Origin of the sequence: Arthrobacter sp. NPDC080073, assembly GCF_040686575.1 — a bacterium.
In the GTDB taxonomy this organism is placed as follows: Bacteria; Actinomycetota; Actinomycetes; order Actinomycetales; family Micrococcaceae; genus Arthrobacter.
This window is the reverse complement of record NZ_JBFBKR010000003.1, coordinates 1-11,682: the sequence shown is the minus strand read 5'-3', so window position 1 is coordinate 11,682 and position 11,682 is coordinate 1. Positions and strand designations below refer to the sequence as shown.

The window sequence follows — 11,682 nt, the reverse complement described above, 5'->3', positions numbered from 1 at the left end:
CCATGGCTATTCCACGTTCAAAGGCTATTGCCGCGATACTCGCCTCCTCCGCGATGGCCGCAGCACTGACCGCTTGCTTCGCCCAGGGCAACACTCCAGCTACCAGCAGTACTGATTCCCGAATCAAAGTAGCCATGCTGCAGCCACCCCGTTCAGGACTCACTCCCCTGAGCGACGACGCCTTCAAACTCTCACGTTGGAAGACCGCCGAGACACTGATTGTCCTGGATGCCCTCGGCGATGCCCAGCCATCGCTTTCAACAGCCTGGAAGCAACTGGACAGCAAGAACTGGCGCTTCGAACTCCGCCCAGGCGTGAAATTCCATGACGGGACGCCTCTGACGGCCGAGCAAGTGGCAGCATCGTTGACAGCTGCGGCCAACGCAAAGCCCAGGCCGCGGATCCTCGACGGCGTCCAGCTGAGCGTCCGCACGGACGGCGGGAACGCCGTCGTCGTGACCACCCAAACGGACGACCCCCTGGTTCCGCAGCGGCTTTCCAGCCCGCAGCTTTCCATCCTTGCCGCGTCCGCCTACAAGCCCGGCGGGGTCGTGAGCCCCATCAACGCCGGAACGGGCCCCTATGTCCTTGCGTCCGCGGACGGCACCAGCTCGGCAACACTCAACCGCTTCGCTGACTATTGGGGCGAGAAGGCGGCGAGCGGCGGCGTCGACGTCCAATACGTTCCCGACGGTACGGCGCGCGCGGCCGCGCTGAGGACCGGAACTGCCGATGTCGTGGAGGCCATTCCCGTCGGGCAGGTCTCTCAGATCAAGGCGGAGCTGATTCATGAAGTCCCCATGCCCCGCACCAATACCCTCTATTTGAACACCAAGGCGGGTCCCTTTGCGGATCCGGCTGTCCGGGCAACGGCACGCAGCTCGGTGGAACGGGACACCATTGTCGACCGGGTCTACGAGGGACGCGCGGACATCGCCGAAGGCCTTCTGGGTCCGGCTCTCCCCTGGGCCGCCAAGGAGCGGCAAAACACCACATACGTCGAAACCCTGAAGAGGCGCGCGGAAGCAGCCCCCGCCAATGGCCGCCGTATCAAACTCGGCACGTTCACGGACCGGGCAGAATTGCCTGAAGTTGCCGTGCAGCTTGAGCAGCAGCTCGAAGCCGCAGGCTTCATCGTGGACCAGGAAGTGCGCGAGTACCAGCACATCGAGGCAGACGCCCTTGCCGGAAGGTTCGACGCGTTCATCCTGTCCCGGGCCACGGTCCTCGACTCCGGCGACCCCGTCGCCTACATGTTCAGCGACTTCTCCTGCAAAGGCTCCTTCAATATCTCCCAATTCTGCGATGCAGAGGTGGACGCAGCACTGAGCAAGGCCGCAGCCATTCCGGCGGGCCCGGAGCGCCGGGCGGCCATTGCCGCCGCCGAGGCGCTGATCCTCTCCAAGGATGCGGCCGTGCCGCTGCTGCACGAACGCGTCATCCAAGGCGAATCAGCCAGGATCCGCAACGTGGAACGTGATCCCCGCGAGCGCGCACTGATCACCAGCAAGACAGGAATCACTGACTGATGTGGGCCCCGGCGTTCATCAAGACCGCGGCTTCCCGGGCCGTGGCACTCTTCGCCATCGTCGTGCTGATCGGGCTCTTGCCATGGCTTTCGGGGCAAAGGCCGGAATACACCATCCTGCGGGCGCGGTACGCCGACCGGGAAGCGACTGATGAAACGTTGGGCATGATCCGCGCTGAGCTCGGACTCGATCGAGGACCAGTGCACATCTTCCTCGACTGGGCCGGAGGCCTTTTGCGTGGGGATATGGGAAATTCCTGGATCACCAATACGCCTGTTGGCCCCGGCACCGTGGAAACCCTCGGAGTCTCCGTCACCCTGATGGCGTGCGCGGTGGCCGTTGCAACGGTGGTGTCCACCGCACTGTGCGTTCCTTCCGTGATGCGCGGGCTGGCCGGGAATCCCGGGCGAGGCTCCGGCGTCGTGGCGGCGGCCATGACTGCCCTCCCCGAGTTCCTTTTGGCAGCGATGCTCCTTATCATCGGTGCGGTATGGCTGGGCTGGTTCCCGCCCTATGGCTGGCAGGGCCTGGACCACGCGGTATTGCCGACCCTCTCCCTTGGCCTGCCCGCCGGCGGCCTCATCGGGCGGCTGCTTGCCGACGCCATCAGCCTGGCGTTCGCCGAAAAATGGGTGGCCACGTGGGCCATGGCCGGAGCCAGCCGCGCCAGGCTCACCGCGGCGGTGCTCCGCCGGGCCCTGCCATCGGTGACGAGCCAGATCGGGCTTGTCCTCATTGGCCTCACCGGCGGGGCCGTCGCAGTGGAGAAGGTCTTCGCGATTCCAGGTTTGGGCCGTGCGGTCCTGGGCGCGGCAAGCGCCCAGGACATACCGGCGCTGCAGGCGGGAGTACTGGCCCTCCTGATGCTGGCCATCGGGGCAGGTTCCCTGAGCGCCGGGGCCCGATACCTTCTGTTGGGAGCGGCACTGCGCTCGGGGACACTTCCGGTTCCGGACCCGCCGGGAAGTTCACGACGGCGGGATGCCACCGTTCCGCTCGTTGCGGCGGGAGCGTTGCTGCTCATCGTCGTCGCGGGCTTGCTTCGCGATCCATTCACCTCAAGATATGCGCGGCTTGCAGGCCCGGGCTTCGAACTGCCCTTCGGGGCCGATGCCAGCGGACGGGACCTCCTGGCGCGGGTAGGACACGGTGCCGTGTCAACGTTGGGAACGGCTTTGCTCGTGGTGCTGGCTTGCCTTGTGATCGGGATTGTCGTCGGGCTCTTCCCGCTCGCCGCGACCGGTCCCCTTGAGGTAGCCAACGCCGCTCCGCCCATCCTGGCCGGCCTGATCGTTGCCGTGATGACCGGGCCTTCGGCCGAAGGTGCGGCGATAGCCGTCACCCTGGTCAGCTGGGCACCCCTGGCCGCCCACACAGCGGCCTTGGCGCTGGAAGCCAGGGCGCAGCCCCACGTGAAGATCCTTCCGGTCCTGGGCGTGGGAAGGGTCCGCATCCTCTGGCGCTATATCCTCCCGGCCGTCGTCGGCCCGGTGTTCAGGCATTCGATGCTGCGGATACCGGGGATCGCACTCGCCTTGGCTGCCTTGGGGTTCCTCGGACTCGGCCCCCATCAGCCCTCGCCGGAGTGGGGCCTTATCCTTGCCGAGGGAATCAACTACGTGGAGCGTGCCCCCTGGGCCGTTGCCGCTCCGGCGTCGGCGTTGATCCTCGCCTCGATCCTGGCGGTTTCACTGTCGAGCGTGGCGTGGTCGCGCTCGCAGGGGTCAATGAGTGAGGGCAGCCCTCAACAACCGACCAGTTTCGCCCCCGAAACTGGCGTGCCCTCCCGGAACCACGCGGCGGGAACCGGGAACCTGGGTCAAAAGCAGTAGATCGTTGAGGAGGCCAACCCTCGAAGCGGGATTCCGGGCAATTGACTCATTCGAATATATGTTCGAAAATTGAAGCATGTCACCTCGCCTGTCTTCCGCCTCGCCGGCTTCGCTGCGCGATGACTTACAGGCGCAGATCCACCTCATGCAGGGCAAACGGGGAAGCGAAAGATCCCTGCCCGTACTCCCCTCGCTCAGCAGGCTCCTCCCGGGAGGACTGCGCCCGGGAGCGGCGTACTCCATACAGGGATCCATGTCGCTGGCCATGGCATTGATGGCAGGTCCGTCACGCAATGGCTCATGGTGCGGGGTAGCAGGGCTGCCTGACTTCGGCGTCGAGGCGGCAGCAGGTTTCGGCATTGCGCTCGACCGGCTGGTGCTGGTGCCTGACCCCGGGAGCAGCTGGACGCCGGTGATCGCCGCCATGGCGGATGTTCTCTCGGTGGTGCTCGCCCGTGCTCCGGAAAGAATCGCACCCGCCGAGGCTGCCCGCTTGGGAGCCAGGCTCCGGGAGCGGAGTTCCGTCCTCCTTGTCCTGGGACCATGGGCGCAAAGTGAAGCCGTCTTGCAGGTGAATGGATACGAGTGGGCAGGGCTCGGACAGGGGCACGGACATCTCGCCAAGCAGGAGCTTGAGCTCGAAGTCGCCCTGCGGGGCAGTTCCCGCAGGGCCTCCGTGGACCTTGCGGACAGCGGTCCGGTAGATCTGTCCCGGCATCGGATGGGAGCATGATGCTGTTTCAGCTTGAAACCCCGGTGCGCGCGTTGGTGACCTGGTTCCCGGATTGGCCCCTTGTCGCCGCCCGCTTGGCAGACGCCCTCCCGCCTGATGTACCCGCGGCAGTCATAGGCCAAGGCGTCATAGCTGCTTGCTCCGCGGAAGCCCGGGCCGAGGGAGTGGTCCGGGGCCTGCGGCTGAGGGAGGCGCAGACCCGTTGTCCTGAGCTGGTGGTATGTGCCGTTGATCCTGTGCGCGATGCGAGGGAATTCGAGCCTGTGGTCTCCTCCCTCGAGGAACGGACTCCTGGCGTGGAAGTGCTCCGCCCCGGCCTGTGCGCTATCCGGGCCAAGGGTGCCGCCCGATATTACGGCGGAGAAGAAGCGGCCGCAGGTGCCGTGCTGGAATCGGCGGACAGCCTCGGCGTGGAAGCCCGGGTGGGGATCGCCGATTCCGTGTTCGCCGCCGAGCAAGCAGCCCGGAGCACAAGCGAACTCTCTGCCGTTCTTGTCCTCCCGCCGGGTTCTTCCCGGGATTTCCTGGCTCCATTTCCTGTGGGGGTACTAGGCCAGCCGAAGCTGGCTTCCTTGCTCAAACGCCTTGGCATCCTCACCTTGGGGAATTTCGCCAATCTCCCTGCCGCAGATGTCCGGGCCCGTTTCGGGGCTGCCGGAATCACTGCGCACGCCTTGGCAAGCGGACAGGATCCTCGCAAAGTGGTCCCCCGGACTCCGCCGCGGAAACTGGATCAACGGGTGGAATTCGAACCCGGCCTGGACCGGGTTGACCAACTCGCCTTCCAGCTCCGGGCCACGGCAGACGCCTTCGTGGCCGGGGTGCAGACGGAAGGCCTGGTCTGCACGGAGCTGAGGGTCCTGATCACCGACGAGGCAGGAAGCCGCTCCGAGCGGACGTGGGGCCACCCCCGCCACTTCACGGCCAGCGACGTCGTGGACAGGGTGCGTTGGCAGCTTCAGTCACAGCCTGTTGCCCAGAGCAGAATGCCCGACGGCGGGACGCACGACGGCGGCATGGCTCGCGGCGGGCTGTCGTCACCTGTCACTCGGGTCGAGTTCGTCCCCGTCCGGGTGGACTCCATCGCCCATCACGGGCGGGCGCTCTTTGGAGACGGAGCCGAGGAACAGATTCATCATGGACTCAGCCGGATCCAAAGCATGCTGGGACATGAAGCCGTAGTAGTGCCTGCGATCTCCGGAGGTCGCTTGCTGGCCGAGCGGCGCCGCTTGGTTCCTTGGGGAGATGCGTTGCCCGCGGGAACGGCCGCCCTGGCCTCCAGGCCGTGGCCCGGCCGGATTCCAGACCCGCAGCCCGCCACGGTATTCGCTTCCCTCATCCCTGTCCTGCTTCTTGATGCGGACAAGGAAAAAGTCCGCACAGACCATCGAGGCGGATTGATGGCCCCGCCTATGTGGTTCTGTCCCGGCGGAGACCCTGCACGACGACGACTCGTAGCTCAGTGGGCAGGACCCTGGCCGCTGAAACAGCGATGGTGGGACGCCGACCACCGCCTTGAAGCTGACCGGTTCCAGCTTGTGGACGGCAACGGAGAGGCCTGGCTCCTTCTCCTGGACGAGCAGAACTGGTGGGCCGAGGCCCGCTACGACTGAACACCCGGTCGAACACCGAACTTTTAGTCAGGAAGACAAAGATGGCTTGGAACAACCCGTCAATCCCATGGTCGGAGTTCGAACGCACACTGTCGGACCGGCGAGTGCCGGAGATCGGCAAGGCCACAGGAGACGGCGGTGACAGCCCCGCCTGGTCAAGGAAACGCGGGCCATACCGCCCGGTCCCCCTCGATCCCGCAAGGGTCGCGTCCAGGGCGGGTGCCGCCGTCGTGCCTTATGCCGAACTGCATGCGCATTCGCACTACAGCTTCCTGGACGGCGCCTCCTCACCCGAGAAACTGGTTGAGGAGGCGGTCCGGCTGGGCATCCATGCCCTCGCGCTGACCGATCACGACGGCTTCTACGGGATCGTGCGGATGGCGGAGGCCGCCGAAGCCTACGAGCTGAAGACAGTGTTCGGCGCTGAGCTGTCCCTCGGACTCAGCAAACCCCAGCAAGGGGAAGCCGACCCCGAAGGTGACCATTTGCTCGTCCTCGCCCGCAAGGAAGAGGGCTACCACCGCTTGGCAGGGGCGATGACGTCCGCGCATCTGGCTGCCGATGCCGAGAAAGGCCATCCCATCTACGACCTCGATGCGCTGGCGCATTCCCTGAGGGACCACTGCCTGGTGCTGACCGGATGCCGCAAAGGCTCGGTCCGGAGGGCCCTCCTTAGCGACGGCGAGCAAGCCGCCGCCCTTGAGGTGGAGGGGTTGATCGAGAGATTCGGGCGGGAAAACGTGGTGGTGGAGCTCTTCGATCACGGGAATCCCCTCGACAGCAGCCACAACGACGCCCTCGTCCGTATTGCCGACCGGGCGGGCATACCTTTCATCGCCAGCAACGCCGTCCACTATGCGTCCCCGGAGGGATACCCGCTGGCAACGGCCATGGCGGCTGTCCGGGCACGCCGCAGCCTGGAGGAACTAGACGGGTGGCTGCCCGCAAGCAGCGGCGCCCATCTGCGGAGCGGTTCCGAGATGGCGGCGCGGTTCGCCCGCTACCCCGGCGCGGTGGAACGGACTGTCGAGATCGCTGACGAGCTGGCGTTCCAGTTACGGGCCGCCCGCCCGAAGCTCCCCAAGCTTGATGTTCCGGCAGGGCACAGCCTTATCACCTGGCTGCGGCAACTTGTCGAAGAAGGCGTCAGGAACAAATATCCGGGCGCCGACGAACGGGTCCATCGCCGGATCGAACAGGAACTCGCAGTGATCGAGGCGAAGAACTTCCCCGGCTATTTCCTGATTGTGCACGACATTGTGAAGTTCGCCCGTTCCCGCGGCATCCTCTGCCAAGGCCGGGGTTCCGCGGCGAACTCGGCCGTCTGTTACGCGCTGGGGATCACCGCCGTCGACAGTATCTTCTACAACCTTCCGTTTGAGCGTTTCCTCTCCAGCCTGCGCGAGGAAGAACCGGACATCGACGTCGATTTCGACTCTGACCGGCGGGAAGAAGTCATCCAATACGTCTACCGCAAGTACGGACGGTTCAACGCGGCCCAGGTAGCGAATGTCATCAGTTACAGACCGAAGAACGCCGTCAGGGACATAGCCAAGGCGCTCGGCTACAGCCAGGGCCAGCAGGACGCCTGGTCCAAGCGGCTCGACCACTGGGGAGACCTCAGCGAAGGCAAGACCAATAACATCCCGGGCCCGGTCCTGGACCTTGCCGATCAGATACTCGGCTTCCCCCGGCACCTGGGCATCCACTCCGGCGGCATGGTCCTCACCGAACGGCCTGTTGGCGAGGTGGTACCCATCGAGCGTGCCCGGATGGAAAACCGCACGGTCCTGCAATGGGACAAGGACGATTGCGAATGGATGGGCCTGGTCAAGTTCGACCTTCTCGGCCTCGGCATGCTGGCCGCCCTGCAGTACTCCTTTGATTTGATCGACAAGCACTTCGGTGAGCGCTGGACCATCGAGACCATCCCGCGGGAAGAACAGGCCGTCTACGACATGCTCTGCCGGGCCGACTCGATCGGGGTGTTCCAAGTGGAATCACGGGCCCAGATCAGCACGCTGCCGAGGCTGAAGCCGAGGGAATTCTACGATCTGGTGGTCGAAATCGCGCTGATCCGCCCGGGTCCTGTCCAAGGCGGTGCCGTCCACCCGTACATCCGGCGCCGTGCAGGCACGGAAAAGGTCACGTACCTGCATCCATTGCTGGAGCCCGTGCTTAAGCGGACCTTGGGTGTGCCCTTGTTCCAGGAGCAGTTGATGCAGATGGCGGTTGCCGTGGGTGGCTGCACCGCCGAGGATGCGGACCTGCTCCGCCGCGCGATGGGCTCCAAACGGGGCCGGGAGAAGATCGAGTCGCTGGAGGCCAAGCTCTATGCGGGGATGGCGGCCAACGGGATCAGCAAGGACGACGCCGACGCCATCTACGCCAAGATCCAGGCCTTTGCGAACTTCGGTTTCGCGGAGTCCCATTCCTTGAGCTTCGCAGTGTTGGTCTACGCGAGCTCGTGGCTGAAGCTGCACTATCCGGGCGCTTTCCTCGCGTCCCTCCTTCGGGCACAACCCATGGGTTTTTACTCCCCGCAAACCCTCGTGGCGGATGCCCGCAGGCACGGGGTCCACGTACTGCGCCCGGATGTACTGCATTCCCTTGCCGAGGCGACCCTCGAAGTGCTCGACGAGGCCACAACGGCCGAGGCGGGCCAGGTGGGCGGCATGGATTCCTGCCTGGACTTCCACCAGCCGGAGATCGGCCTCTTCCAGCAGGATCAACCACGCGAGGACCACCTGCACCGGCGGGACGGCTCACATGCGGTGCGGTTGGGGCTCGACGGCGTCACGTCCATCGGGGCCGAGGTGGCGAAGCGGATCGTCGCCGAGCGTGAGGAGCATGGCGCCTACCGGGACATGGCGGATCTGTCCCGCCGGGCGAATCTCAGCGCGGACCAGCTCGAGGCACTCGCGTCGGCCGGCGCGCTCGATTCGCTGGGGATGAACCGCCGCGAAGCACTGTGGCAGGCCGGCGATGCCGCGCTTGAGCGGGAAGGACAATTGCCAGGGACCCACGTCGCCGTCCAGCCGCCGTTGCTGCCCGAGCTCTCCCCCCTGGAAAATGTTGCCTACGACATGTGGGCCACAGGAATCAGTACCGATGACCACCCGATGCGCCATGCCCGCGGGGACCTGGATTCCAGAGGGGTGCTGCGGGTGGACCGGCTTTCCCGGGTCGAGTCCGGTACGCGTGTTGAAGTGGCCGGGGTCGTGACCCACCGCCAACGCCCCCAGACCGCGCAAGGGATCACCTTCGTCAATCTGGAGGACGAGAGCGGCATCCTGAACGTCATCTGCAGCGTTGGCCTCTGGAAGAGGCATCGCCGCGTGGCCCGGGAATCATCCGCACTGATCGTCCGGGGTTTCCTTGAACGATCGCCGGAAGGAGTCACCAATCTCGTGGCGGACAAGCTGGAACCCTTGGTCCTGACAGTGAAGTCCAATTCCCGCGATTTCAGGTAGCCGGAAACCAGGCCCGGGCCGGGTTGGTCACTGCCGGGGTGTCCCGGAACTGTTCGGGCTGCGCGACCCAGCCCACGCCGTTGGCGATGACCCTCTGGATCTGCGGTTGGTGGTAGACGGGGTACTCCTGGTCGCCCGGGCTGAAGTAGAAGATCCGCCCCTTGCCACGGGAGAACGTCACGCCGGAGCGGAACACCTCGCCGCCTTCGAAGGAGCTGATGAAGATCAAGTCGTCCGGCTCCGGGATGTCGAAGAGCTCGCCGTACATCTCCTGTTTGGGGATCAGAATGGGGCTTTCGACGCCGGCGGCGATCGGGTGCGATGGCTTGACCGTCCACACGAGCTCGCGTTCGCCGTCGTTGCGCCATTTGAGCGAACACGTTGTACCCAGCAGCCGGGTGAAGATCTTCGCGAAATGCCCTGAGTGCAGCACCACGAGGCCCATCCCGCCCAAAACATGCCGTTGGACGCGTTCCACCACTTCATCGCCCACCTCGTGGTGCGCTATGTGCCCCCACCAGAGCAGGACGTCGGTGGCAGCCAAGGTTTCCTCGTCCAGCCCGTGTTCGGGATCGGCGAGGGTCGCCGTCGATATTCCGGCATCCGGGAAGAAGCCCCGCAGGCCGGCGGCAATGGCACCGTGGATGCCGTCCGGGTACATCTCCGCCATGGTGTCCGGATCGTTGCGCGACTCGTGGACGGCTTCGTTCCAGACGACGATCTTCAGTTTCTTGTCGGTCATCAGAGCACCACTTCGCGCTGTTCGAGGGCGGACTTGTAGCAGGCATCAAGGATAAGGGCCCGGCTCAGGGCGAGCGATCCGTCGTGTTGTCCCCAGACCGTCTCCCCGCCGCGGATCGCGGCAATGAAGTCGTCGACGACGGCCTGGTGGGCAAGGCCGGGGAGGGCTTCGGGCTCGTAGTCGGCGTTTTCGCCGTCTTTCTCCGTGAAGATCTTCAAGCTGCCGACCGGCTGCAGCGGCGCCCCGACGGCGCGCAGTTCGGCACCGCCGTCGGTCCCGTAGACCGTGAAGTCGAGGAGGTCGTCCATCTCGCGGTAGCTCGCCCAACCCGCTTCGAGGATCAGGGTGCCGCCGCCTTCGAGCCGGATGAAGGCAGAGGCGAAGTCCTCTACTTCGAATTTGTGGCTCGCGGGCCCAGCGGTGTACCGGGCGTTGCCGCCACGGCCCTGAGGACCAAGCTCCGAGTGTGTCTGCGCGGAGACGGACAGGACCTTGGGCTCGCCCAACAGGTGGAGCGAGTAGTCCAGCACGTGGACTCCGATGTCGGCCAGCGGACCGCCGCCGGACAGCTCGGGATTGGTGAACCAGCTGCCGAGGGTAGGGATTCCGGCGCGGCGCAGCCAGGAGGCCTTGGCGTAGTACGGACGTCCGAGTCCGCCGTCGTCGATGATGCTCTTGAGTTTTTGAACGTCGCCGCGGCGGCGGTGGTTGAACGCAACGTCCAGGACGCGGCCGGCCTTCCGGGCCGCCTCGACCATGGCTCGTCCCTCGTCACCGTTGCGCGCCAATGGCTTTTCGCTCAGCACATGCAGCCCACGCTCCAGCGCCGCTATGGAAATCGGCGCGTGCAGGAAGGTCGGAACGGCGACGCTGATTGCATCCAGGCCTTCCAGCCCGATCATGTCTTCCCAACGGGCGAAAGCATGCGGAATGCCGTATTCCTGCTTCATCCGGGCGAGGAGGTCTTCTTCCATCCCGGCGACGGAGACGATATCCACGCCTTCGATGCTGCTGTAAGCCTTAAGGTGCTGTTGGCCAGCCCATCCGATGCCCACAACGCCCACTTTGAGTCGGGCCGGCGCTGCTTGCTGCTGAATGCCCACGGAATTCCTGTCTTTTCACGTATCTCGGTTAGGGCCGATAAATACGCTTTCATGGGCCTCAGACAGCGTCAACCGGTTAGGCGCTTCGACTTTTGGAACGCACCCCCGCTGCTTGGGCTGCAGCGGGGGTGCGTTCCATCAGGCGTTGGCGATCAGTCCCAGTTCGGCCTTCGAGGCCAGGGAGGGGTGCTTCGGGAAGACCCGGACGGTGTAGCCGAAGGAACCGGAGCGGTTGATCAGGATGGAACCGGTGAACAGGTGGCGCCCGTTTCCGAGGTCCTCCGTTTCGGTCAGCTCGACCAAGGCGACATCCTCCAGTTCGTCTCCGTCCTGGGCCCGGCCATATGCCACTTCAACCGACACGTCCTCGGGCGTGAGTTCCTGGAGGGCGATGTAGGCGTTGACCTGGAGGGTGTCTCCGATCTGCGGTTCTTCGGAGACACCGATGGAATCGACGTGTTCCACGCTCAGCTGCGGCCAGGCGCTGCGGACCTTCGTGATCCAGGCCGCGAGTTCCTTCGCTTCCTTGAACGATGCCGTTCCCGCCTGCCTGCCGGCGACGGCTGCGGGGCGGTAGAGGGTGTTGACGTAGTCCTGGAGCATGCGGTCGGCCGAGACTGCCGGGCCGAGGTGGGCCAGGGTGTGCTTGATCATCGA

Annotated in this window: 7 protein-coding genes and 1 pseudogene; 5 read left to right on the top strand and 3 right to left on the bottom strand. The window is 65.2% G+C overall.

Annotated elements, in window-relative coordinates; translation table 11 throughout:
• Window positions 1–2: 2 nt before the first annotated feature.
• From AB0O52_RS04265 to AB0O52_RS04245, 5 genes are all read left to right on the top strand, one after another.
• Window positions 3–1,529 carry an ABC transporter substrate-binding protein gene (locus AB0O52_RS04265; protein WP_364533865.1) on the top strand — a complete coding sequence of 509 codons (1,527 nt, stop codon included), beginning with the start codon at window positions 3–5 and terminating at the stop codon, window positions 1,527–1,529.
• Window positions 1,529–3,361 carry an ABC transporter permease subunit gene (locus tag AB0O52_RS04260; RefSeq protein ID WP_364533862.1) on the top strand — a complete coding sequence of 611 codons (1,833 nt, stop codon included), beginning with the start codon at window positions 1,529–1,531 and terminating at the stop codon, window positions 3,359–3,361. Before AB0O52_RS04265 ends, AB0O52_RS04260 begins: the two co-directional genes overlap by 1 nt.
• A gap of 76 nt (window positions 3,362–3,437) precedes the next feature.
• Window positions 3,438–4,094, top strand: coding sequence for a hypothetical protein (locus AB0O52_RS04255; RefSeq protein ID WP_364533859.1), 657 nt, complete (start codon window positions 3,438–3,440; stop codon window positions 4,092–4,094).
• A complete protein-coding gene (locus AB0O52_RS04250) occupies window positions 4,091–5,707 on the top strand; it encodes a DNA polymerase Y family protein (protein ID WP_364533856.1) in 1,617 nt (538 codons plus the stop codon). The genes AB0O52_RS04255 and AB0O52_RS04250 overlap by 4 nt, the downstream gene beginning before the upstream one ends.
• Before the next feature lie 41 nt (window positions 5,708–5,748).
• Entirely contained in the window at window positions 5,749–9,180 is a 3,432-nt protein-coding gene (locus AB0O52_RS04245; RefSeq protein ID WP_364533853.1) for an error-prone DNA polymerase, read from the top strand.
• On the opposite strand, the gene AB0O52_RS04240 is transcribed toward AB0O52_RS04245, so the two are convergent.
• The 3 genes and pseudogenes from AB0O52_RS04240 to AB0O52_RS04230 all read right to left on the bottom strand — a co-directional run.
• Window positions 9,173–9,922 carry a ThuA domain-containing protein gene (locus AB0O52_RS04240; protein WP_364533850.1) on the bottom strand — a complete coding sequence of 250 codons (750 nt, stop codon included), beginning with the start codon at window positions 9,920–9,922 and terminating at the stop codon, window positions 9,173–9,175. The two genes, AB0O52_RS04245 and AB0O52_RS04240, sit on opposite strands and share 8 nt — an antisense overlap.
• Window positions 9,922–11,025 carry a Gfo/Idh/MocA family oxidoreductase gene (locus AB0O52_RS04235; RefSeq protein ID WP_364533847.1) on the bottom strand — a complete coding sequence of 368 codons (1,104 nt, stop codon included), beginning with the start codon at window positions 11,023–11,025 and terminating at the stop codon, window positions 9,922–9,924. Before AB0O52_RS04235 ends, AB0O52_RS04240 begins: the two co-directional genes overlap by 1 nt.
• Window positions 11,026–11,163: 138 nt before the next feature.
• Window positions 11,164–11,682, bottom strand: a pseudogene (locus tag AB0O52_RS04230) (DUF3417 domain-containing protein); the annotation flags it as partial.

Bases quoted from the DNA above. Each gene is read 5' to 3' on its own strand.
- AB0O52_RS04240 (WP_364533850.1), bottom strand. From the start codon at position 9,922: ATGACCGACAAGAAACTGAAGATCGTCGTCTGGAACGAAGCCGTCCAC.
- AB0O52_RS04250 (WP_364533856.1), top strand. From the start codon at position 4,091: ATGATGCTGTTTCAGCTTGAAACCCCGGTGCGCGCGTTGGTGACCTGG.
- AB0O52_RS04265 (WP_364533865.1), top strand. From the start codon at position 3: ATGGCTATTCCACGTTCAAAGGCTATTGCCGCGATACTCGCCTCCTCC.
- AB0O52_RS04245 (WP_364533853.1), top strand. From the start codon at position 5,749: ATGGCTTGGAACAACCCGTCAATCCCATGGTCGGAGTTCGAACGCACA.
- AB0O52_RS04255 (WP_364533859.1), top strand. From the start codon at position 3,438: ATGTCACCTCGCCTGTCTTCCGCCTCGCCGGCTTCGCTGCGCGATGAC.
- AB0O52_RS04260 (WP_364533862.1), top strand. From the start codon at position 1,529: ATGTGGGCCCCGGCGTTCATCAAGACCGCGGCTTCCCGGGCCGTGGCA.